The 22294-nt window shown below is 66.9% G+C and carries 20 protein-coding genes and 3 tRNA genes; 18 read left to right on the forward strand and 5 right to left on the reverse strand.

Annotated features, from left to right (window positions below; genetic code table 11):
• Positions 1-23: 23 nt before the first annotated feature.
• Positions 24-908 carry an esterase/lipase family protein gene (locus tag MLE18_RS05095; RefSeq protein ID WP_243367920.1) on the reverse strand — a complete coding sequence of 295 codons (885 nt, stop codon included), beginning with the start codon at positions 906-908 and terminating at the stop codon, positions 24-26.
• 205 nt (positions 909-1113) lie between these two features.
• Here MLE18_RS05095 and MLE18_RS05100 point away from each other — a divergent pair.
• Positions 1114-1189: transfer RNA gene (locus tag MLE18_RS05100), tRNA-Val, on the forward strand.
• A gap of 11 nt (positions 1190-1200) precedes the next feature.
• Positions 1201-1277 (forward strand) — tRNA-Asp (locus MLE18_RS05105).
• Between the two features lie 236 nt (positions 1278-1513).
• Here the strand turns inward: MLE18_RS05105 and MLE18_RS05110 are convergent.
• Positions 1514-1759 carry a hypothetical protein gene (locus MLE18_RS05110; RefSeq protein ID WP_243367921.1) on the reverse strand — a complete coding sequence of 82 codons (246 nt, stop codon included), beginning with the start codon at positions 1757-1759 and terminating at the stop codon, positions 1514-1516.
• Positions 1760-2342: 583 nt separating this feature from the next.
• Between MLE18_RS05110 and MLE18_RS05115 the strand changes: the two genes are divergently transcribed.
• The 7 genes from MLE18_RS05115 (at position 2343) to MLE18_RS05145 (ending at position 7271) form a co-directional block, all read left to right on the forward strand.
• Positions 2343-3272: an oxidoreductase gene (locus tag MLE18_RS05115; RefSeq protein ID WP_243367923.1), complete on the forward strand. Its 930-nt coding sequence runs from the start codon at positions 2343-2345 to the stop codon at positions 3270-3272.
• Positions 3273-3366: 94 nt separating this feature from the next.
• Positions 3367-3443: transfer RNA gene (locus MLE18_RS05120), tRNA-Asp, on the forward strand.
• Positions 3444-3543: 100 nt separating this feature from the next.
• Positions 3544-4407: an AraC family transcriptional regulator gene (locus MLE18_RS05125; protein WP_243367925.1), complete on the forward strand. Its 864-nt coding sequence runs from the start codon at positions 3544-3546 to the stop codon at positions 4405-4407.
• Between the two features lie 19 nt (positions 4408-4426).
• Positions 4427-5383 (forward strand): DMT family transporter, encoded by a 957-nt coding sequence (locus MLE18_RS05130; protein WP_243367926.1) that lies wholly within the window; start codon positions 4427-4429, stop codon positions 5381-5383.
• 39 nt (positions 5384-5422) lie between these two features.
• Positions 5423-6571 carry an NADP-dependent isocitrate dehydrogenase gene (gene icd / locus MLE18_RS05135; RefSeq protein WP_243367927.1) on the forward strand — a complete coding sequence of 383 codons (1149 nt, stop codon included), beginning with the start codon at positions 5423-5425 and terminating at the stop codon, positions 6569-6571.
• Between the two features lie 122 nt (positions 6572-6693).
• Positions 6694-6876, forward strand: coding sequence for a type II toxin-antitoxin system HicA family toxin (locus tag MLE18_RS05140; RefSeq protein WP_243367929.1), 183 nt, complete (start codon positions 6694-6696; stop codon positions 6874-6876).
• Between the two features lie 8 nt (positions 6877-6884).
• Positions 6885-7271, forward strand: coding sequence for a type II toxin-antitoxin system HicB family antitoxin (locus MLE18_RS05145; protein WP_243367931.1), 387 nt, complete (start codon positions 6885-6887; stop codon positions 7269-7271).
• 107 nt (positions 7272-7378) lie between these two features.
• Here the strand turns inward: MLE18_RS05145 and MLE18_RS05150 are convergent, their stop codons facing one another.
• Positions 7379-7600, reverse strand: coding sequence for a hypothetical protein (locus MLE18_RS05150; protein WP_243367933.1), 222 nt, complete (start codon positions 7598-7600; stop codon positions 7379-7381).
• A gap of 204 nt (positions 7601-7804) precedes the next feature.
• On the opposite strand from MLE18_RS05150, the gene MLE18_RS05155 reads away from it, so the two are divergent.
• From MLE18_RS05155 to rpsT, 9 genes are all read left to right on the forward strand, one after another.
• Positions 7805-8281 carry a chemotaxis protein CheW gene (locus tag MLE18_RS05155; RefSeq protein WP_243367934.1) on the forward strand — a complete coding sequence of 159 codons (477 nt, stop codon included), beginning with the start codon at positions 7805-7807 and terminating at the stop codon, positions 8279-8281.
• 68 nt (positions 8282-8349) lie between these two features.
• A complete protein-coding gene (mfd, locus tag MLE18_RS05160) occupies positions 8350-11793 on the forward strand; it encodes a transcription-repair coupling factor (RefSeq protein ID WP_243367935.1) in 3444 nt (1147 codons plus the stop codon).
• The gene (locus MLE18_RS05165; protein ID WP_243368015.1) at positions 11793-12722 is read left to right on the forward strand and encodes a peptidylprolyl isomerase; all 930 of its coding nucleotides are present in this window, start codon (positions 11793-11795) and stop codon (positions 12720-12722) included. The genes mfd and MLE18_RS05165 overlap by 1 nt, the downstream gene beginning before the upstream one ends.
• Before the next feature lie 97 nt (positions 12723-12819).
• Positions 12820-13779 carry a SurA N-terminal domain-containing protein gene (locus MLE18_RS05170; protein WP_243367936.1) on the forward strand — a complete coding sequence of 320 codons (960 nt, stop codon included), beginning with the start codon at positions 12820-12822 and terminating at the stop codon, positions 13777-13779.
• Positions 13780-13808: 29 nt separating this feature from the next.
• Entirely contained in the window at positions 13809-14771 is a 963-nt protein-coding gene (locus MLE18_RS05175; protein ID WP_243367937.1) for a helix-turn-helix domain-containing protein, read from the forward strand.
• 3 nt (positions 14772-14774) lie between these two features.
• On the forward strand, positions 14775-15524 hold the full coding sequence (recO, locus tag MLE18_RS05180; protein ID WP_243367938.1) for a DNA repair protein RecO: 750 nt from the start codon (positions 14775-14777) through the stop codon (positions 15522-15524).
• Positions 15525-15549: 25 nt separating this feature from the next.
• Positions 15550-16419 carry a glycine--tRNA ligase subunit alpha gene (gene glyQ, locus MLE18_RS05185; RefSeq protein ID WP_243367939.1) on the forward strand — a complete coding sequence of 290 codons (870 nt, stop codon included), beginning with the start codon at positions 15550-15552 and terminating at the stop codon, positions 16417-16419.
• Positions 16420-16430: 11 nt separating this feature from the next.
• Positions 16431-18515, forward strand: coding sequence for a glycine--tRNA ligase subunit beta (gene glyS / locus MLE18_RS05190; protein ID WP_243367940.1), 2085 nt, complete (start codon positions 16431-16433; stop codon positions 18513-18515).
• Between the two features lie 75 nt (positions 18516-18590).
• Positions 18591-18857 carry a 30S ribosomal protein S20 gene (rpsT, locus tag MLE18_RS05195; RefSeq protein WP_243367941.1) on the forward strand — a complete coding sequence of 89 codons (267 nt, stop codon included), beginning with the start codon at positions 18591-18593 and terminating at the stop codon, positions 18855-18857.
• A gap of 391 nt (positions 18858-19248) precedes the next feature.
• Here the strand turns inward: rpsT and MLE18_RS05200 are convergent, their stop codons facing one another.
• Both MLE18_RS05200 and MLE18_RS05205 read right to left on the reverse strand, forming a co-directional pair.
• Positions 19249-20541 carry a radical SAM/SPASM family putative metalloenzyme maturase gene (locus tag MLE18_RS05200; RefSeq protein WP_243367943.1) on the reverse strand — a complete coding sequence of 431 codons (1293 nt, stop codon included), beginning with the start codon at positions 20539-20541 and terminating at the stop codon, positions 19249-19251.
• An 81-nt stretch (positions 20542-20622) separates the two neighbouring features.
• A complete protein-coding gene (locus tag MLE18_RS05205; RefSeq protein WP_243367945.1) occupies positions 20623-21996 on the reverse strand; it encodes an SGNH/GDSL hydrolase family protein in 1374 nt (457 codons plus the stop codon).
• Between the last annotated feature and the right edge of the window lie 298 nt (positions 21997-22294).

The following is a 22294-nucleotide window of genomic DNA, read 5'->3' on the forward strand; positions in this document are numbered from 1 at the left end:
GTAGACCACCTTCCCCCGGTTTATCAAGCGCCGGCGAGGGCCTCTTCGCCCCGGCTGGCGGCGCAGCCCGAGGCCTCCTCCAGGAAGTCCAGGGCCAGGCGCAGCGTGGGCGGATGGTAGAGCATGCTGACATGGCTGATGGGCGCGGACTCGACCTGCACCCATCCGGGCTGTGTGACCTCCAGCGAGCCGGTGGGCAGGACCATGTTGTCCAGCGGTGAATAGATATTGAGCTTGGGCATGCCGCTGGGGCAGGGCAGGGCGGCCAACCGGCGGACCAGTTCGCCTCCGTGGGCCAGGCTGCGGCCCAGGCGTCCCAGGGCCAGCCCGGCCAGGGTGCTGCCCCCGTGGGGGGAGCCAAGGGCGACCAGGGCCAGCACGCGGGAGGCGCAGTCCTGGTCGGCCACGGCGGCCCGGGCCAGCAGGCCGCCCAGGCTGTGGCCCACCAGGGCAACCCGCCCGCCGCTCGCTTCCGAGGCTTCCTTGATGACGCCGCGCAACTGCCCGGCCAACTCCCAGAAGTCGTGCCGGACGGTATTGTAGCTCCAGCGGACGATGTTGGCGTAGCCTTGGCGGCGCAGCATCCAGCCGTAGACGTACCAGGCCGAGGCGTTGTGGTACAGGCCGTGGACGAGCACCACCGTGGGCTTGTCGCAATCCGGGCGGATATTCCCGCCCCGGCGGAGCTTCAGAAAGCCCAGCGGGTACGAGGCGTAAATGAAGAACTGGCTGAACACGCTGCCCATGAACGCCCGGAGCACGCAGAAGAAGAGTCCAGCCGCGCTGGTGAACGCCGCGGCGTGGGAGTGATGGGGGTGACGAACGGCCGCTCGCCAGTACAGCGTGTAGGAAATGCCGGATATCACGGTGCCGGCGGCCAGAATGCATAGGATGAATGTCTGCAGCATGGGGAGCTCCGTCCCTGAATAAGGCCTGCCAGGGCGTTGTCCATGCCAATTAGAAGACAATTGTTACGATTTGATGACGAAAGCGGCGAATCAGAGACGGATTGTGCTGGCGGAAGATCAGCAGCGGAAGGAGACGTCGCTCTTCTGCGAGAAAATTGTTGACCTTTCCGGGGTGTGGGCGTAAGAGCACTTTTCTCGTGAGGGCGGGCGGGTAGCTCAGTTGGAAGAGCATCGGCCTTACAAGCCGGGGGTCACAGGTTCGAGCCCTGTTCCGCCTACCACAGAGAAACGCGCGGGAGTAGTTCAGTTGGTTAGAACGCCGGCCTGTCACGTCGGAGGTCGCGGGTTCAAGTCCCGTCTCTCGCGCCAGCAAGCAAACAGCCCCAGCGGCTGGTAGGATTATGAAGGGCCAAGCGAACGCTTGGCCCTTCGCTTTTTGGGGGCATGGGCCGCCCCCTGCGGTTCGGCCCCCCATTGGCTTCGGCGGCCTGGGATGGTTCGGGGCTACGGTTTCAGGCGCGCGGCCCTGCCCGCCGGAACCAGCGCCCACTCGGCCACGCCCCAATCCGGCGAACGTGGCGCAGGTCAGTTAGCCCCGCCGGAACCTACGCCCACAACTCCGCGCCGCCCTTGGTGGCCTGTCCCGCCGCCTGCTTGAACTGGGCGCAGTACTGCTCCTGCTCGGTCACGGGCCACTGGCAGCGTTTCACGATCCTGCCGCTGCCGTCCGGGAGCATCCGCCCGGAGTGCTCGTCCGGCACGCACGGCGGGTTGAGGCGGCAATAGCCGCGCTGGGTGTGCCCGTCGAAGGGCAGCCAATACAGGCACTTCCCGCAGGTGTGGTCTTCCATGGAGTCCCCCGTAGTTGTCCAATCCCGATTGCGGGCCTCGCGCCCACAGAGCATCACATCCATTATAGATTTAGTGCGGCTGAACGCCTCCTGTGGCAAGACTTTTCAGGCTTCGGCAGATTGCGGATCGTGTCTCCCCGTTTCTCTCGTTGACATGTCTGAGAACTCGGAATAAAAGTCGTTTCGACATTTGTCGAAACGTTAATCCGTTCGACAAGGCCGCTGTAAGCGGCGGCAGGGCGTTCCGCCCAGCCCTGCCAGGTGAAGTATGGGCGTACAGAACCCTCGCGCAGTCCGGTCCATGGCGCGCCTGCGGCTCCAGCTACGTCTCCGCGCCTGTGGCTACGTCTCCGCGCCTGTGGCTACGTCTCCGCGCCGGTCCTGAGGTTCCGCTGGAGGCTTTCGCGTTACGGCCAATCGGCTCACAGGCCGGACAGGGCTTGCGGATGAGGAGGGCTCTCTGACAGCCGCGCCAGCTTGTGTTGGTGGCGGAAGACTATTGCGGGCGCGTGTCCGCATAGGGAAAGGCATTTGGTTTTAATTCGAAACTTGTCAAATTTTACAATCAACAAAGGAGAACGACATGCAATGGACCACAGCCTCAATCCCGGACCAGACGGGCCGGATCGCCATCGTCACCGGCGCCAACAGCGGCATCGGCTACGAGACGGCCAAGGCCCTGGCCTCAAAGGGCGCGCAGGTGGTGCTGGCCTGCCGCAGCCCGGAGCGCGGCGAGGGGGCCTCGGCCCGGTTGGCAGAGGAAATCCCTGGCGCGCAAGCCGTCCTGATGCCGCTGGACCTGGCTGACCTGGCCTCCGTGCGCGCCTTTGCCAGTGACTTCCGCGAGCGGTTCACCCGGCTGGACCTGCTGGTGAACAACGCGGGCGTCATGGTGCCGCCCCCCGGCGTCACCGCCGACGGCTTCGAGACCCAGATGGGTGTGAACCATCTGGGCCACTTCGCGCTCACGGGCCTGCTCTGGCCGCACCTGCTGCTCTCGGACGCCCCGCGTGTGGTGGTGGTCTCCAGCGTGTCCCACCGCTGGGGATGCCTGGACGCCAAGCGCCTGGGCGAGCAACGCCGCTGTTGCTGCACAGGCTGCTGCTCCTGCGGTTCCTGGAAGGCTTACGGCGACAGCAAGCTTGCCAACCTGCTGTTCATGAACGAGCTGGCGTCCGCGGCGCGCGGCGCGAAGCCGGGCATGGTGGTGGCCGCCGCCCACCCGGGCTGGACGGCGACCAACCTGCAGCGCACCACACGAGTACGCTCCCTGAACGGTTGCTTCGCCATGCGCCCCTGGCAGGGGGCGCTGCCCACCCTGTGCGCGGCCACCGACCCGGAGGTCGCAAGCGGGGACTTCATCGGGCCGGACGGCTGCATGCAGATGCGCGGCTACCCCAAAAAGGTGCGCGGCTCCTGCCGCTCCAGGGATTCGGCCCTGGCCCGCGACCTGTGGGCCGCGTCCGAGCGGCTGACTGGCGTGCGCTTCCCCGGCGAGTGCGCGGGAGCATGATTTTTCATTTTCCCCGCGCAAGGGGCTTGACCTTTTTGGCCAGCCCCTATAAATCACGCTTCCCCGCGACGGTGAAAGCCGACGCGGGGCATGCGCGGGAGTAGTTCAGTTGGTTAGAACGCCGGCCTGTCACGTCGGAGGTCGCGGGTTCAAGTCCCGTCTCTCGCGCCACTGAGCCCACAGGGCCGATGGTAACTCCATCGGCCCTTTTTCTTGCCCTGCGCCCTGGCCGCGCCTATCCTGCCTGGCAAGCCCTTCGCGAGTCCAGCCCATGAAAGACAGCGCCCGCTACTGGATCGAGCCCAACCTCGGCGGCCTGGAGTGCCTCCAGGCCTCCTTCGTGAACCACCGCTTCGCGCCCCACGCCCACGAGGAGTTCGTCATCGGGGTGATCCAGGCCGGCGCCCAGCGCGCCCGCTACCGGGGCGGCGACGAGATCATGCCCGCCGACACCACCTGCGTGATGAACGCGGGCGAGCAGCACACAGGCCACGGCGCCACCGAGGCGGGCTGGAGCTACCGGGTCTTCTACCCGCATCCGTCCGTGTTGCAGGGCGTGGCCAGTCAGCTTGCCGGGCGGCCCGTGGGCGTGCCCACCTTCGACGAGTTGGTGATCCGCGACGACGAGCTCACGCGCGGCTTCCTCGCCCTGCACGCCGCCCTGGATTCGGGCTGCGCCACCCCCCTGGCCAAGCAGAGCCTGCTCAACTGGGCCTTGGCCCGGCTGATCGGGAGGCACTCCTCGCCCCGTCCCGCCGCGCCCCCCCTGCGCAAGGCCCGCCCGGGCATCCAGCGGGCCCGCGAATACCTGGACGCCCACCACGCCCAGGCCCCCGGACTGGATGAGCTGGCCGCCGTGGCCTGCATGAGCCCCTACCACTTCGTGCGCTCCTTCGGGGCCGAGGTGGGCGTGCCCCCGCACATCTACCAGCTCCAGCGGCGCATCGCGGCGGCCAAGCGCCTGCTGGCGGGCGGGGCCTCCATCGCGGACGTGGCCGCGGCCACCGGTTTCGCGGATCAGAGCCACCTCACCAACCGCTTCAAGGCCGTTGTTGGCGTCACCCCCGGGGCCTTCCGCAAAAAGAGCAAGAATCTGCAAGACGATCCCGCAGGGAAGGATGCAGAAGGCTCCTGAATCCACTCAGGAGGGCTTCATGCTCCGCGACCGACTTTCCCTGCGCAACGCCCCGTTCCTCTGGCTGGGCGTCCTCGGCCTGCTCTGGGGGGCCAACTTCCTCTTCATGAAGATCAGCACCTCGAGCCTGGCCGCATCCCAGGCCGTCTGGCTGCGCCTGGCCTCCGGAGCCCTGGTGCTTACGCCCTTCCTGCCCGCCGCGATGCGGGCCGCCCGCCGCTCCCCCCGGCTGGCGCTGCACGTCACGGTGATGACCCTGGCGGCCAACGTGCTCACCTTCCATTGCTTCATGGAAGGCACCAAGCGGCTGGACTCCGGCGTGGCCGGGGTGCTCTCCGGCTCGGTCCCGCTGCTCACGGCAATGCTGGCGGCCATGCTCCTGCCAGAGGAGCGCTTCACCCGCGCCAGGCTGGCTGGGCTCTGCATCAGCTTTCTGGGCATCGTCTGCATCGTGGCCCCCTGGCGCGGCGTTGCCGCCACCACCCTGGCCGGAGCAGCCTACATGCTCGCGGGCGGCATGGGTTACGCGGTGGCTTTCGTCTACGCCCGCAAGTTCCTCACGCAGACCGGCGTACCGCCGCTGAGCCTGGCGGCGTTGCAGATGCTTCTGGCGGCCGTGCTCTATGCGCCCCTGGCCCAGTGGGAGGGCATGTCCCGCGTGGCCGATTCCTGGCAGCTGCTGGCCTGCGTGGCTCTGGGCCTGGGCGCGCTGGGCTCGGGCGCGGCCTACGTGATCTATTACGGGCTGATCCACGCGGTGGGCGCGGTGGCGGCATCCTCGGTGTCCTATTTGCCGCCGCTGACAGCCCTGGCCCTGGGGTGGGCCTTCCTGGGCGAGCCTGTGGGCTGGGGCCAGATCGGGGGTGGAGCCCTGGTTCTCGGCGGCATCCATCTGGTGCGCGGATCTGTGAAAAACGGCACGAACAAGGCCGCCAGCGGGGTGCGGATTATTGACAGGGGCGAGGCGCGAACGTAAGCCCTTGGGCTCCCACACGACCCCCAGCAGGAGCGCGAAATGAACAAAACCGTGTATTACATCATCGGCGACGGCATCGGGCCCGAGGTCTTCGCGGCCGCCCGCCCCGTGATCGACGCCGCCGTGTCCAAGGCCTACGGCGATTCCAGGAAGTTCGAGTGGAAGGAGCTTCTGGCTGGCGAGAAGGCCTACAAGCACACCGGCAACTACCTGCCCCAGGAGACCCTGGACACCCTGGCCACCGCCGAGCTGGCCATGAAGGGCCCCCTGGGCACCCCCGTGGGCGGCGGCATCCGCAGCCTGAACGTGACCATGCGCCAGGTGCTGGACCTCTACGCCTGCATCCGGCCCATCAAATACTTCCAGGGCATCGAGTCCCCGGTGAAGCGCCCCGACCTGGTGGACATGATCGTGTTCCGCGAGAACACCGAGGACGTCTACGCGGGCATCGAGTGGGCCTCCGGCACCCCCGAGGCCAAGCGCCTCATCGAGTTCCTGCGCTCCATGGGCAAGAACGTGGACGAGACCGCCGGCGTGGGCATCAAGCCCATGACCCCGGCCGGCTCCAAGCGCCTGGTCAAGAAGGCCATCGAGCATGCCGTGGCCCAGAAGAAGTCCAGCGTGACCCTGGTGCACAAGGGCAACATCATGAAGTTCACCGAGGGCGCGTTCAGGGCCTGGGGCTACGAGCTGGCCGCCGAGGAGTTCTCCGCCCAGGTGATGACCGAGCAGGAGGCCAAGGACGGCGGCACCAAGCCGGTGATCCTCAAGGACCGCATCGCGGACGCCATGTTCCAGGAGGTGCTCATCCGCCCCGAGCAGTACTCCGTGATCGCCACCACGAACTTGAACGGCGACTACCTCTCCGACGCGCTGGCCGCGCAGGTGGGCGGGCTCGGCCTGGCCCCCGGCGTGAACATGAGCGCCAAACTGGCCTTCTACGAGGCCACCCACGGCACCGCGCCCACCATCGCGGGCATGGACAAGGCCAACCCCGGCAGCCTGGTGCTCTGCGGCGCCATGATGTGCGAGCACCTGGGCTGGCACGAGGCCGCCCAGAGCATCCACAAGGCCATGGACGCCGTCATCAGCGCCAAGACCGTCACCGTGGACCTGGCCGGGCAGATCCCCGGCAGCACCACCGTGGGGTGCAAGGCCTTCGGCGAGTTGCTGCAGAAGAACCTGTAGGATATAAAGGGGCGGCAACGCTCCGAGAGACGGCTCACAGGCCGGGAGGGCGCACGCCTTCCCGGCCTTTCGTTTTGCCGCGCTTACTTGACATACACACTGTGGTGTGTATTTTATGTCTCATGAACAGCGCGGAGCTCATCAAGGTCCTTGAGGACGCGGGGTTCAAGCTGGTGGGCATTCGCGGGAGCCACCACAAGTTTCGCCACGACGACGGCCGCATGACCATCGTCCCCCATCCGAAAAAAGACCTCGGCGCGGGGCTCGTGAACAAAATCCTGCGCAAAGACGCCAAGATCAGATAGGAGGGAGCATGTACTTTCCCGCTGCGATCTTCATTGAGGAGGGCAAGGCATACGGTGTGGCCCTCCCGGACATTCCCGGCTGCAACACTGCGGGCGACACCCTGGAGGAGGCCCTGGCCAACGTCCAGGACGCTGTCGAGCTGGCGCTTGAGGACGTTGCCGAAAAGCCAGCTCCCAAGGGGCTGGAGGCCTACAAGGACGACACCGACTACGCGGGAGCGGTCTGGGCCCTGGTCAACGTTGACCTGGGGTTCATGGACCAACGCTCAGTCCGCGTGAATGTGTCTTTTCCCGCGGGCACGCTGGAGGAAATCGACCGGGCCGCCAAGGGGCGGGGGCTCAGCCGCTCCGCCTTCCTGGTGCGCGCCGCGCGGCACGAGATGGCGACGATGTAGGGTGCGGGTCGAGGGGGCAGACGCAGCCGAGCGCCGCGAATTTGAAAACCAAAGGGTTTTAGCCGGCTGGCCTCATATCAGGGGACACGGAATTCGCGGAAGCGACGCTAGCGGGGGTCGACGCCGCGCATGCAGGAGCGCAACATCAGCTCCTGGAGGATGATGCGTTCGTACTCCAGCGGGGTGACGTTCACAGGCTCGGCGTTCTCGCCCATGGGGCGGTCGAGCATCTGGGCTTCCTCCCAGAAGTCCAGCAGCTCGTCGTCGGCGAGGGTCTTGAGCTGGTCTTCCAGGGGGTATTGGTCGTTCTCGGGAAAGTATTGGCCCATATAGCGTATATGCCTCCGCCGGATGCGACCGGCCCCGGCATCCTTATACCACCTGCCGATAAATGCAAGCGCGGCCTGCGCTGGAGGGCCAGCCAAATGGATGTTGCCTCCTCAAACGAATACGGGTAACGCTTCGCCCTGGCGCAGGCCCATCCTGCACGCTCGCGCCGTGCATGTTTGCTCGCCTTTGGAGGTATCATAAGGATGGACGAGGTTCAGAAGAAGCAAGACGCGGAACTCATGCAGCTGGTGACGTTCAGCATCGGCGAGGAGGAGTTCGGCGTCGATATCCTGAAAGTTCAGGAGATCATCCGCATGATGGAGATCACGCGGGTTCCGCGCGCTCCCGAATTCGTGGAGGGCGTGATCAACCTGCGGGGCAAGGTCATCCCCATCATCGACCTGCGCAGGCGCTTCGGCCTGGTGGCGCGCAGCCACGACAAGAACACCCGGATCATCGTCATCGAGATCAACGGCATGATCGTCGGCTTCGTGGTGGATTCCGTCTCCGAGGTGCTGCGCATACCCTCCAGCACGGTGGAGCCGCCGCCGCCCGTGGTCTCCGGCATGGAATCCGAATATATCAGCGGCGTTGGCAAGCTTGAAGACAGGCTGCTCATCATGCTTGACCTCGACAAACTGCTCTCCCATGAGGAGCAAGAGACGCTCTCCGGGGCGTAAGCGCAAACCCCAACCAACCGAACAGGCCGCCGTCCCGAGGGGATCGGCGGCTTTTCGCCGTTAGGCCCATGGCCAAATCACAACTGCCTCTTTCCGACCTGCTTTCGGGCAAATCCCAGTCGCTGAGCGTCTACAAGAGCGGACCGGGCAGCCTGGTCAGCCTCTGCCGCGACATCCGCGCCAAGGGCAGGCCCGTGGTGGTGCTCGCCCCGGGCGCGGCCGACATGGCCCAGCTCACGGCGCTCATGCAGCTCTATTTCCCCCAGGAAGGGCCGGCCGGGCCGGAGCGCCCCTGGGCCGCCCTGCCGTCCTACACCCCGGCGCCGCCCGGCTCCGCGCTCTGGGCCAGGCGCTGGGCCTTCCTGCACGCCTGCGCCAGCGACGTGGAGCCCCGGATACTCTGCCTGAGCGTGGACAACCTGCTGCCCAAGTGGCCGCCCCTGGCGGCGCTTGCGCACAACGTGCTGGAGCTGCGCGCCGGGGAGGAGATCTCCCCGGAGATGATCCTGGATCAGACCGTGCTCTGGGGCTACAAGCGCGTGGGCATGGCCTCCCAGCCGGGCGACCTGGCCCTGCGCGGCGACCTGCTGGACATCTTCCCCCCCGGGTACGACCAGCCCGTGCGCCTGGAGTTCTTCGGCGACACCCTGGAGAGCATCCGCCTGTTCGACGCCAACTCGCAGCGCTCCCAGGCCCCGCTGGAGCGCGTCTCCATCCTGCCGGTGGCCCCGGCCGTGCTCTCGGAGGAGTTCAAGGAGCAGGCCCGCGCCAACTGGGCCAGGCTGGCCCAGACCGGGGAGCTCAACCGCTCGGCCCAGGCCCACATGGAGGACATGCTCCTGCGCGGGGACGGCAACATCTGGCCGGGGCTCTACTACGAGGCCCCCGTGCCGCTGGAGCGCTGGCTGCCCAAGAACGCCGTGTTCGTGCTGCACCAGTCCGCCAGCCTGCGCCCCCGCCTGGAGGAGCAGGAGCTGGCCTGGGCAACGGAGCTCGAGAAGCTGGCGGGAGCCCAGGGCTTCCCCTGGCCCAGGCACCAACTGGTCTGGCCCGAGGCCATGTCCCGCCGCACCTGGATGGACAGGCCCCAGCTGGTGTTCGAGGATCTGGTCATCGGGCGAGAGAAACACGGCACCGACCTGCCCGAGCGCCACATCGACAATTTCGCCGACCTGTTCTGGCGCCCCGACGAGGCCCGCCGCCCCTGGAGCACCCTGGTGGCAGGGCTCAAACAGTGGCAGGAGGAGCGCAGGCAGGTGCTGTTCTCCTTCCATTCGCGCCAATCCCGCAAAAAGTTCCTCAAGCTGGCCGAGCACGAGGGCTTCGCCTTCTCGCAGGAGGCCCCGGCCGGCCGCCCCGGCCTCTACGCCCTGGTCTCCCCCCTGCGGCGCGGCATGGAGCTCGGTTGGAACAACTGCCTGGTCCTGCCGGAGGACGTGATCCAGCCTGGGGCCAACAAGGCCGCCCGCCCCAAACCGGAGAAGGGCTTCAAGGGCCTCACCGCCTTCGACGACCTCAACCTCGGCGACCTGCTGGTGCACCGGGACTACGGCCTCGCCCGCTTCGAGGAGCTGACCCGCCTCTCGGTGGACCAGGCCGCCAACGACTACCTGCTGCTGCTCTTCGACGGCGGAGACAAGCTCTACCTGCCGGTGGACCGCCTGGGCCTGGTGCAGCGCTACAAAGGCCCCGAGGGCACCGACCCCTCCCTGGACCGCCTCGGCGGCGCCCGCTGGAAGACCAGCCGGGAAAAGGCCCGCAAGGCCATCGAGAAGATCGCCCAGGATCTGGTGGAGATGTACGCCTACCGCCGGGTGGCCAAGGGCTACGCATACGGGCCGGTCAACGAGCTGTACTGGGAGTTCGAGGCCACCTTCGGCTTCGAGGAGACCCCCGACCAGGAGCGCGCCATCTCCGACGTGCTGGAGGATATGGAGCGCCCCGAGCCCATGGACCGCCTGGTCTGCGGCGACGTGGGCTTCGGCAAGACCGAGGTGGCCATGCGCGCCGCCTTCCGCGCCGTGCTGGACGGCAAACAGGTGGCCCTCCTGTGCCCCACCACGGTGCTGGCCGAGCAGCACTACCAGAACTTCGTCAAGCGCCTGGAGGGCTTCGCCGTGAACGTGGGCATGCTCTCGCGCTTCGTGCCCCCCAAGCGGGCCAAGCTGGTCACGGAGCAGGCCGCCAAGGGCGAGCTGGACATCCTCATCGGCACGCACCGCCTGCTCTCCAAGGACGTGAGCTTCCCGCGCCTGGGACTGATCATCCTCGACGAGGAGCAGCGCTTCGGCGTCAAGCACAAGGAAAAGCTCAAGACCCTCAAGAAGAACGTGGACGCCCTCACCCTCTCGGCCACGCCCATCCCGCGCACCTTGCAGCTCTCGCTGTCGGGCATCCGGGGGCTTTCCGTGATGGAGACCCCCCCAGCGGACCGCAAGGTCGTGGAGACCGCCCTGGTGGAGCGCGACGAGGCCATGCTGGCCAACATCGTGGCCCGGGAGCTGGAGCGCGGGGGGCAGGTGTTCTGGGTGCACAACCGCGTGCACAGCCTGGCCGCCGCGGGCGAATTCGTGCGCAAGATCGCCCCGGGGGCGCGCATCGGCATGGCCCACGGCCAGATGGCCGAGAAGGACCTGGAAGAGTCCATGCACAAGTTCTGGCACGGCGAGATCGACGTGCTGGTCTGCACGGCCATCATCGAATCCGGGCTGGACTTCCCCCGGGCCAACACCCTGGTGGTGGACAACGCCCAGATGTTCGGCCTGGGGCAGCTCTACCAGTTGCGCGGCCGGGTGGGGCGCTCGGAGCGCCAGGCCTACGCCTACTTCGTGGTGCCGTCGCTGGACCGGGTGCCCGAGCTGGCCCGCAAGCGCCTGCAGGTCATCCTGGACATGGACTACCTGGGCGCGGGCTTCCAGATCGCCATGGAGGACCTGCGCCTGCGCGGCGCGGGCAACATCCTGGGCGAGGCGCAGTCCGGGCATATCGCCAAGATCGGCCTGGACCTCTTCCTGGAGATGCTCGACGAGGAAGTGCGCCGCGTCAAAGGCGAGCCGCCCCGCGAGGAGGTGGAGACGGAGCTCACCCTGGGCATCCCCGCGCGCATCCCCGAGACCTACGTGCCCGACTCCAAGGAGCGGCTGCGGCTCTACAAGCGCCTCACCACGGCCCACGGCGAGGCCGAGCTGGCCGAGGTGCTGGCCGACATCCGCGACCTCTGGGGCCATACGCCCGAGGAAGTGGAGAACTTCGCGGCCGTGCTGGGCCTCAAGCGCATTCTGACCAAGCTCGGGGTGCGCAAGGCGGACATCCATCCCTCCAAGCTGGCCCTCACCTGGGACGCCCAGGCCGCCTCGCTCTCGCCCGAATCCCTGCTGGCCTGGATCGCTCCGCGCCAGGGTTGGGTGAAGCTGTTGCCGCCCGCCAAACTGGACATCCGCCTGCCCCAGGAGGGCACCGTGCGCGAGAACCTGCTCTTCGCGGCCAAAGAGCTTGCGGGGCTGGTTTCGTGATGCGCGCGCTCCTGCTGGCGGGCCTGCTGATGGCGGTCGCGAGCCTCTCCGGGTGCGGCGGCGAGCCCATGGAGCCGGGCGTTGTGGCCCTGGTCAACGGCAGGCCCGTGACCCTGAAAACGCTGGAGTTCGTGCACGGGCTCAAGCTCTACGTCCAGCCCGGAGGGGAGGGGGAGGAGCTCAAGCGGCTCAAGAGCGAATACGGGCAGGCCCTGGCCGTGCTGGTGGTGGAGTCCCTCGTGGCCCAGGAGCTCGAGAGGCGCGGCCTGGAGCCGGGTGAGGCGGACGTGCTGCGCGCCGAGACGGCCCTGCGCGACGGCTACCCCGGCAACGCCTTCGAGCTGACCATGGCCGAGGAGGGCGTGGAGCCCGCCATCTGGCGGGAGCGGCTGCGCGCCCGCCTGGCGATGGACACCCTTGTCGCCCAGGTGCTCCGGCCGCGCGTGGTGATCACGCCCATGGAGGTGCAGGCCTATTACAAGGAGCACTCCAGGGAGTTCGCCCAGCCCGCCGCAGTGAAGTTCCTGCGGATCGAGTCCAAGAACGCCGAGAGCTTGAAGAAGGCCCTGGACGCGGCCGCCAAGGCCAAGGACCCCGTCGACCTGCTCACCGTGTTCGACGACGTCTCCATCCAGACCCAGGCCGGAACCGTGGAGAGCCTGCCCCGCAAATGGCGCGACACCCTGGCCGGGCTCAAGCCCGGGCAGTCCGGCCCCGTGGGCGCGGGCGGAGCGGGATTCCAAGCCCTCTTGCTGCTGGAGCGCTCCGAACCCAGGGTCGAGGGCGTCACCCAGGTCTATCCCCTTGTGGAGAAGCGCCTGGCCGAAGCCAAGCTGTCCGCCGAGTTTTCCGCCTGGCTGGAAAAGGCCCTCTCCGGAGCGGTCCTGCAGATCAGCCCGGCCCTTGTTCCCGAAAAAGGGGGCGGCTAGGGCCCGCCTCGTTGCATAGGCAAACAAAACAGCATACAAGGGGCTCGCCGCAAGGCCGGTCCTGACCTCAGCCATCCAGCCTTCTTGGAGGATACCATTGTCCCTGTTCCCCCGTCTGCTCACCGCCGTGCTGCTGTCCCTTTCCCTGGCCGCTACCGCCGATGCCGCCCAACAGGTGGTGGACAAAATGGTGGCCCAGGTGAACGGTGAGATGATAACCCTCTTCGAGCTCAACGAGCGTGTGCGGCTCTACGTCACCCAGGTGGAGAAGAAGCCGTATGACCCCAACTCCCCCGCCAACAAGGAGCTGCAGTCGCGCATACTGGCCTCCATGGTGGAAGACATCCTGCTCCGCCAGGAGGCCGTCAGGATGAAGGTCAACATCTCCGACGCCGAGGTTGAGGCCCGCATCAAGGAAATGCGGGAGAAGGGGAAGATCAGCGAGGAGCAGTTCGTGCAGCAGCTGCGCCTGGAGGGCATGACCCGCAAACAGTTCGCCGACAGCATCAAGAAGGACATCCTCAAGAAGCAGCTGCTGGGCTACATGGTGCAGCGCAAGGTGCTGGTCAGCGAGGACGAGATCCGCAAGTACTACGACGAGAACAAGGGCGACATGCGCGTGCAGACCGGGCAGCGCGTGGGCCTGATCATGCTGGCCAAGATGGACGAGGCCAAGGCCCTGCGCCAGCGCATCGCCAGCGGCCAGATCAGCTTCGCCGAGGCCGCGCGCAAGTTCTCCATCGGCCCCGGCGCGGACCAGGGCGGCGACATCGGCAAGGTCGAAATCAAGGATCTCGCACCGGAACTGCGCCAGGCCCTGCAGGACATCCAGCCCGGCGGCGTGAGCCAGCCCGTGCAGCTCGACGGCAAGCCCGTCCTGCTCACCATCGGCTCCGAAGGCGCCGCGGCCCAGGCCCCGGCAGCCTCCAGCGTGCCGTCGCTGGAAAGCGTGCATGACGAGATCCAGGAGCGCATCTACCGCGCCAAACTGGAGAAGCAGTTCACCGAATACATGGACAAGCTGCGCGCCAAGTCCGTCATTAAAATCAATCTTTGATCCAACTGAGGCTGTTGTAAGGACTACCAATGACCCTCGAGGAAATGGGCGCTCTGCTGCGCCAGGAGCGGGAACGCCTGGGCATCAGCCTTGAGCAGGCCGCTACAGAGATCAAGATCAGCAAAAAGTACTTGGTCGCCCTTGAGGAAGGGCGCACCAAGGAATTGCCGCATCCCGTCTACGCCAAGGGATTCGTCAAGAATTACGCCAAGCTGGTGGGCCTTGATCCCGAGGAAATGGGGAAGGCGCTCTCCAGCCACTACCGCGCAGACGACGACCCCGTGCGCGAGACTCACCAACGTGTGGAGTCACGAGAGATGCCCGCTCCCCTGCGGGATCGCAAGTTGTCCGTGCCTTCCATCTCCACTGGCTCCGGGTTCCGGCCTTCGATGTGGCTCGGGCTGCCGCTGCTTCTGGTGTTTGGCGGGCTGGTTTGGTTTTTCTTCTTTTCCGGCTTCAATATGAGCCTCCCCCTGGACGAGATGCAGAAGCTGTTCAGTTCCGCGGAGAAGGCCACGCAGCAGCCCGCGCCTCAGGCCCCGGCCGCGCCGAAGCCCGCGGAGCCCGCCAAGCCGGCGCCCCAGAAGCCCGAAACCGAGGCCAAGCCCCAGGCCGCCTCCGGCGAGCCCTCTCCCGCACGCGACGTGCTGGCCACGGGAACCTCCGCGCCCAAGGCCCCGGCCGTGCAGGAAGGCGCCGCCTCAGGGCAGGACGTCTCCCCCGCGGCCCTTGCCGCCGAGGCGGGCTTCGGCACGTCCGGCAAGCAGGGTGTGGAGTTGAACGCCACGCAGCCCTCCCGCCTGGAGGTCACCCTCGAGAACGGCCAGTCCCGCACGTTCACCCTGCTCAAGGGGCAGCGTCTGGCCCTGCGCTTCAACGACAAGGTCACCGTGCGCTTCCTGAGCGCCGGGGCCGTGGGCGTCAAGCTCAACGGCAAGGATTATCCGCTGGAGGGCGGCAAGCTGGAAGGGCGGACCGTCAGCTTCCCCTAGCGCATGGAATCCACGGAAAAAGCCCTGGTGCTCAAGGTCGGGCGGTTCAGGGAGGTGGACGCCTGGGTGCGGCTGTTCTCGCCGCGCAAAGGGGTGTTCAACGCGTTCGCCTTCGGCGGCTCCGTGAGCCGCAGGCGCTTCCTCGGCTGCCTGGACCCGTTCAACGTTGTGAATTTCAAGGTGAAGTCCCAGGGGGGCACAGGCTACACCTATCTGCTGGAAGGCTCGCTCATCGCGTCCCACCCGCGCCTGCGCCAGGACGGCGAACGTCTGGGCATGGCCGTAAACTGCCTGAAATTCCTGGATGCCGCTCACCTGGGGCTCCCCGGCAGCGAGGCGGCCTACGACCTGCTGCTGGCCACCCTGGCCGCCCTGGAGGGCTCAGAGTCCTTGAACAGGCTCATGCCGTTGTTCTTCCGGGCGCGCATGGCCTTCGACCAGGGCTTCAAGCCGGACCTGCATTCCTGCGCCCGATGCGCCGTGCCCCTCGCGGAGGCCCAGTCCGCCAGGCTGCTGGTGGAGCAGGGCAGGCTGTACTGCCGCGAATGCGCCCAGTACGGGCGGGGCGCGCAGGCCCACCTCGGGCGCGGGGCCCTCGCCGTGCTGCGGGGGGTGGCCGAGGGCACGGCGGAGCAATGGGCGGACATGGCGCTGGACGCCCAGGCCCGCATGGAGTGCGGGCGCGCCCTGGACCTTTTTGTGGAATATCACCTGGGCTTGACCTGGGACCACGGCTCGTTTAGGCGCATCTGACGCCTTTTACTCCAGAGGAGTCCGCATGCATTTCCAAGACGTCATACTCACCCTGCAGAGCTACTGGGCCAAACAGGGTTGCCTGATCGTCCAGCCCTACGATCTGGAAGTGGGGGCCGGAACCTTCAATCCTTCCACGTTCTTCCGCGTCATCGGCCCCGAACCCTGGAGGGTCGCCTACGTGGAGCCTTCGCGCCGCCCCACCGACGGCCGCTACGGCGAGAACCCCAACCGTCTGCAGCACTATTACCAGTTCCAGGTGATCCTGAAGCCTTCGCCCGACAACGTGCAGAACCTCTATCTGGAGAGCCTGCGCGCCCTGGGCATCCCCCCCGAGGCCCACGACATCCGCTTCGTGGAGGACGACTGGGAGTCCCCCACGCTGGGCGCCTCCGGCCTTGGCTGGGAGGTCTGGCTCAACGGCATGGAGGTCACCCAGTTCACCTACTTCCAGCAGGTGGGCGGCATCGAGCTTTCGCCGGTGTCCGTGGAGATCACCTACGGCCTGGAGCGCATCTCCATGTACCTTCAGGAGAAGGAGTCCGTGTACGACCTCTCCTGGAACGGGCAGGTCACCTACGGGCAGGTGCATCACCAGGGCGAGGTGGAGCACTCGAAGTACAACTTCGAGCTCTCCGACGCCAAGATGCTGCTGAACTTCTTCAATTCCTGCGAAGCCGAGTGCAAGCGCCTCTGCGATGAAGGGCTGCCCTGGCCCGCCTATGATTACTGCCTGCGCTGCTCGCACACGTTCAACATGCTCCAGGCGCGGGGAGCCATCTCCATCACGGAGCGCACCGGCTACATCGCCCGCGTGCGCGCCCTGGCCTCGGCCCTGGCCCGGCTCTATTCCGAGCAGCGCCGCGACATGGGCTATCCCCTCCTGCAACGCTAAAGGAAGCCATCATGCCCGTCTTTCTACTTGAAATCGGCTTCGAGGAGATGCCCGCGCGCTTCCTCGCCCCGCTTTCCGACGAATTCCGCCAGGCCGTGGCCGCCCAGCTTGAGCAGTGCAAGCTCGGCTTCTCGGGCCTGCGCGCCTGGGTGACGCCCCGCCGGCTGGCCGTGATGGTCGAGGGCCTGGACGCCGAGCAGCGCCGTGAGGAGGAGGTGGTCACCGGGCCGCCGGTCAAGGCCGCCTACGACGCATCCGGCAACCCAACCCCCGCCGCCCTGGGCTTCGCCAAGGGCCAGGGTGCGGACATGTCCGCCCTGTTCACCGTGGACACCCCCAAGGGCCAGTACCTGGCCCTGCGCAAGAGCACCGGGGGCGTCAAGACCACCGACCTTCTGCCCGCCGCCTGCCTGGCGGCCATCAAGGCGCTCAACTTTCCCAAGAAGATGCACTGGGGCAGCCTGGATTACACCTTCGGGCGGCCCATCCGCTGGATCGTGGCCCTGCTGGACGGCGACGTCGTCCCCTTCGAGGTGGCCAGCGTGCCTTCCGGCCGCACCACCTGGGGGCACCGCGTCATGGGCTCCGGCCCCTGGGAGCTGGCATCCCCGGCGGACTACCTCCCCACGCTGGAGAACAAGGCCGCCGTGGTGGCCGACCCGGCCAAGCGCCGCGAACTGATCCTCAAGCAGTGCGAGGAGGCCGCCGCGGCCGTTGGGGGCAAGCCCATCATCGGCGAACGGCTTCTGGAGGAGGTCTGCGGGCTGGTCGAATACCCGCTGGTCATCCTGGGCAATTTCGACAAGCGCTACCTGGAGCTGCCCCGGCAGGTGCTCCTGACCAGCATGGAGAGCCACCAGAAGAGCTTCGGCGTGGAGAATGCCCAGGGCGAGCTGCTGCCCCACTTCCTGACCACGGCCGGGCTCAAGCCCACCGACGTGGCCCTGGTGCGCAAAGGCTGGGAGCGCGTGCTCAAGGCCCGCCTGGAGGACGCCCGCTTCTTCTGGGAGACCGACCTGTCCTCCAGCTTCGAGACCTGGCTGGCCAAGCTCGAATCCGTGACCTTCCTGGCCCCGCTGGGCTCCATGGGCGAGAAGTCCCGCCGCATCGAGAGCCTGTGCGCGGCCCTGGCCCGCCAGGTGGACCATGCGCTCTCCGCGCCGCTGATCCAGGCCGGGCGCATCTGCAAGGCAGACCTGGTCTCCGAGATGGTGGGCGAATTCGCTGACCTGCAGGGCGTCATGGGCGGCGTGTACGCCCGCCGCAAGGGCGAGGACGAGGCCGTGGCCCAGGCCGTTGCCGAGCAGTACCTGCCCCTGGGGCCGGACAGTCCCGTGCCCGCCAGCAAGGCCGGAGCGCTGCTGGCCGTGGCCGACAAGATCGACACCCTGGCCGGCTGCTTCGGGCTGGACATGATCCCCACCGGCGCGGCCGACCCCTACGCCCTGCGCAGGCAGGCCCTGGGCATCTGCCGCACCCTGGTGGAGCGCGGCCTGCGTGTGAGCCTGGCCTGGCTGGTGGAGCGCGCCTTCGAGGGCTATGACGGCGTGCGCTGGAAGCTCGACCCGGCCGAGGCCAAGGCCAAGCTGCTGGAGTTCTTCGGCTCCCGCCTGAAGGCTCTGTACCTGGGCAAGGGCCTGCGCCCGCAGGTGGTGGACGCCGCCATCGGCGCGGGATTCGACGACGTGTGGGCCCTGGACGCACGCATGGGCGCCCTGGCGCGCTTCAGCGAGGGCAGCGGGTTCGACCAGGCCGTGCTGGCCTTCAAGCGCGCGGCCAACATCATCCGCAAGCAGGCCGCCGCCGAGTCCCTGGACGGCGTGGTGGACAAGGCCAAGCTGGTGGAGCCCGCCGAGGTGGCCCTGGCCGCCCTCCTGGAGGAAACGGCCGGCCGCTTCGAGGAGCTTTGGAAGAACGACGATTTCGACGCCCTGTTCGGGCTCCTGGCGGAATTGCGCCCCGGTGTGGACGCCTTCTTCGACGGGGTGATGGTAATGTGCGAGGACGAAGGGCTGCGCAAAAGCCGCCTGAATATTCTGAAATCGCTGGTGGACCGGCTGGGCAGGCTCGCGGACTTCGCCGCGTTGCAGGTTTAGACGAAATCACTTGACAGCTTAACAGATCGCATCTATCAAGTCCGTCTTTGAACTTGATGCGAGGAGGGAGATCCCTTGGCCAATCATAAGTCCGCTTTGAAGAGGCACCGTCAGAGCCTTATCGCCCGTGCGCGCAACCGCGCCATGAAAACCCGTGTGCGCAACGCCGTCAAGGCCGTGCGTCTGGCCGTCGAGCAGAAGGATACTGCCGCCGCCCAGGAGGCCCTCAAGGCCGCCACGATGATCCTCGACAAGGCCGCCTCGAAGAAGATTCTTCACTGGAAGACCGCCGCGCGCAACGTCTCCAGGCTGAATCTCGCCGTGAACAAGATCACGGCCTAGTCCGCGACCATACCGACAACAAGCCCGCCGGCTACTCGCCGCGCGGGCTTTTCGTCGTTCTTGAAGGGGAGTTGGCAGAGGGAAGAGGGGCGAAGGCCTCCGGCGGCCAGGGCGCTGCCCCTGGACCCCGCCAAAGGGAGTTCCTCCCTTTGTGATCCCTACCGGCTTCGCGTTCCAGGCTGGCTGTTACGTATGAACGTGCGGCATTGGCTGCGCCGGGAGGCTGACGGGGAGGGGGGCGCAATCCCTGGCGATAGGGCCGCGCCGGGTCGCGTTGCCACACCAGAAGCGTGGATTCGGCAAAGGGCGGCACGATCCCGGGGGGGGAGGGCCGCGCCGGGCTGCTGGACACCGCCCGTCAATGTGCCGCACCGGAGGGGGCGTCGCTGCGCTAGCTCAGGCAGGCCAGTTGCCCGACGGGCCAGGGGCAGTGGCAGCAGGGCACCCGTGAGCCGATGCAGTCCTCCTCGAAGGGGGAGCTGGCCGAGGTGACGTCGCTGCAGGGACCGCCGTTGCAGCTGGCGCAATGCGGGTACTCGTAGGCCAGGGCCTGGCTGCGGAAATCCTTGTAGCCGGCCTCGTTCCAGATGTCCTCCAGGCGGGCCTGCCTGATGGAGCCGAAAAAGGCCGCGCGCACGTGCTTGGTCTCGCCGCCCATGACGCAGCGGTAATTGCGCCACAGGAAGTGGCACGGCGCCACTTGGCCGGAGCGGCTGATGAAGGTCGCTCCCTCCTCCATGAAGCCGCAGCGCCTCTCCTGCCGGGCGGAGAGCGGCGGCAGGCTGATCTCCATGCCCATCTCGCGCGCCACGGCGCTGGCCCCCTCGAAGGCGCGCTCAAGGTCGCCCCTGTCGGTGCTGTCCCAGTCGAACAGGCTGCGTACGTTCATCCAGACGCCGTGGGCGTTGGCGTCGCGCTGCATGAGCTTCACCAGGTGCACCAGGCGCTTGTCCCCCTCGGATTTGTCCACCCGCCAGAGAATCTTGTAGTAGTCGTCGAAGTCCAGGCCTTCCCCGGCTGCGATGGCCTTCCACTTGGAGAAGTAGCGCGCCGCCTCCTCAGGGTTGGGGTTGAACAGCGAGTGTTCCTCGGCCTCGCGGGTGTAGGGGAAAAGGTGCGACACGATGACGAACCGCGCCCCGTGTTCGCCCGCCCAGCGCACCATGGCAGGCAGGTGGGGGGCGTTCTCGCGCATGAGCACGATCTGCGCGCCCGCGCGTATGGGGCGTCCGGTGCGCTCGCTGGCCAGGCGAAGGGCCTCGTAGGCGTCGGCAAGGGCCTGGAGCCGCACCGCGCCGTGCAGGGTTTCGCCGTCCGCATCGCTCAGGGAGTCGAGCGAGATGCAGACCGTGTCCAGGCCGGCGGTCGCCAGCTCCAGAGCCAGATCCTTGGTCAGCAGCAGCCCGTTGGTCTGCATGGCGATCTGCGCGTCGGGGCTCATGACCTGCCGTGCGCTGGCGATCATGGCCGGGAGGTCGCGATGCAGCAGAGGCTCACCCACGCCAGCGAAAACCAGTCTGTCGCAGCTGGCCAGGTCGGGCAGCAGACGCTGGAAATCTTCCAGGGGCATGTCGCCATCAGGGGTGGGGGAGTCGGTTACGGCCTTGACGCACATGCGGCAGCGCATGTTGCAGCGGGTGGTGGGCTCTACATGGACGATGCTGGGGCTGTGGGCTTGCGGCATGGGCGGACCTCGCGAAGTGATGATGATCGCCCGGAAATGATAGTGCGCCTGCTGCGGATGCGCAAGGGGGGTAGCAGGCCCTCAATCGACGTTAAACAGCAATGCCGGGCCGTTGTGCCAGAATTGAGAAGTGAACCCTTTGAGGATGATTTCCAGTTTTCCGCCCGGCCCATCAGGCACGGTGATCTCATACCATGACGATTCCGGGGTCCAATGGCTGTCGTCGAAAGCCTTGGTCAGACTGAAAACCGGCTGGCGTTTGCCGTCGCCGGACAGCCAGAAGACGCTCACGCTGTCACTCGACTTTTCCATGCGCGGATAAATCCTGAACCGGGTACCCCCGCCGGCCAGGGGGATCGTCAAAATGCCGGGAGTTTCGGTGCTGGCCGGGGTGAAAGCGCTCCAGCCCTTGCTGTTGGGTTCCAGCTCCTTGATATTGACCGTAGAGACCTGACCTCCCAGGGGGGCCGGGGAAGAAGCCCAGCCCGCGCCGTCCGCCGGGCGCCACAGGACGATATCCGGGAAGAGGGCGTCCAGCTCCTCGTCGGAGGCGGCGCGGCTGGCCCCCGCGGCCTTCTGCACGGCGGGGATGGCCATGAGCGCGCGGTAGACGTCCCTCGCGAGGAGATAATAGCCGTATCGGGTCAGGTGCAGGTCGTCCGCCCATACTCTGCGGATCAGGCGGCTCTCATCAAGGACGGAGTCGAAGGTCGCCTGCGTGTTGACGTACGGGATGTGGTTCCTGGCGGCGAGCGAGGCGTTGGCGGCGGGCAGCACGGTGCGCCCGTAGGCCAGAAGCTTGACCAGATCCTGGTTCATGTCCCTCAGGTGGGATGAGCCCGGATCCCGGCCCAATTTCATCGGGTCGCTGACCAGAACCGAAAGGACACCCTCGCGCCGCGAGGCGTCCAGCGCCGCCTGCAGGTTGCGCTCGTACCTCACGACCTGCTCGAACGCTTCGGGGATGGTGTATTCGCAGGCGCAGCCCCTCCGGTGCACGTGCTGGGCGGCGTCAAGATCGTTCAATCCGTCCATGATCACGTACATGTCCGGGCTGAACCACTGCAGCCGGGTGGATATCTGCAGGTAGGTGTGCAGGGAGTTGTATCCGAACACGCCGGCGTTGACCGCTTCGATGCGTTTGCCGCCGGGAGATCGGGTTCGCTCGAACATCTCCTGCAGGATGGCGGGATAGGAGTACCGGTCCGTCTCGACGCCGGCTCCGTAGGTGGTGGAGCCGCCAAGGCAGAAGATCCTGTACGTGTCCGACGGCTTGCGCGGGCTGAATTCCGGGCCGATGAAACCGTACGTGTTGTGGCGGAAGCCGCGGAGACCCTTGCTCTTGATCTCGTAGCCATGCTTGAGGCGGAATCCCAGCGTGGGGGAGGCCGTAGCGGCCGGATCGTGCTTGAAGGAGTGGATGTCGAGAAGCCGGACGTTGATGGTCTCGCGCATCAGGAAACCGGTGGCGGCTGCCAGCGCGAGAACCAGGCATATGGCTGCGAGAATTCGGTACAACATGGCGAAGTTGGCCTGGGGAGTCCTGTGTTGCAGTGTGGCTCCGGACGTGCTCTCCGCGACGTCCTGCCGGTCAATAACCGCTAACAACAAGCGCGGCAACGGATAATTGGGGGGCGAACTTTCCTGGTGGTCAGGGGCGTGGAGCAGGCCCTGGCGCGGCGAATTGCTGATGAAGCTTGCGCGGATGGAGTGGAAACTTCCTTGCTCGCGTCAACGTCGCGAGCAAGGGGCG

It is taken from the genome of Fundidesulfovibrio soli (genome assembly GCF_022808695.1).
Taxonomy (GTDB): domain Bacteria; phylum Desulfobacterota; class Desulfovibrionia; order Desulfovibrionales; family Desulfovibrionaceae; genus Fundidesulfovibrio; species Fundidesulfovibrio soli.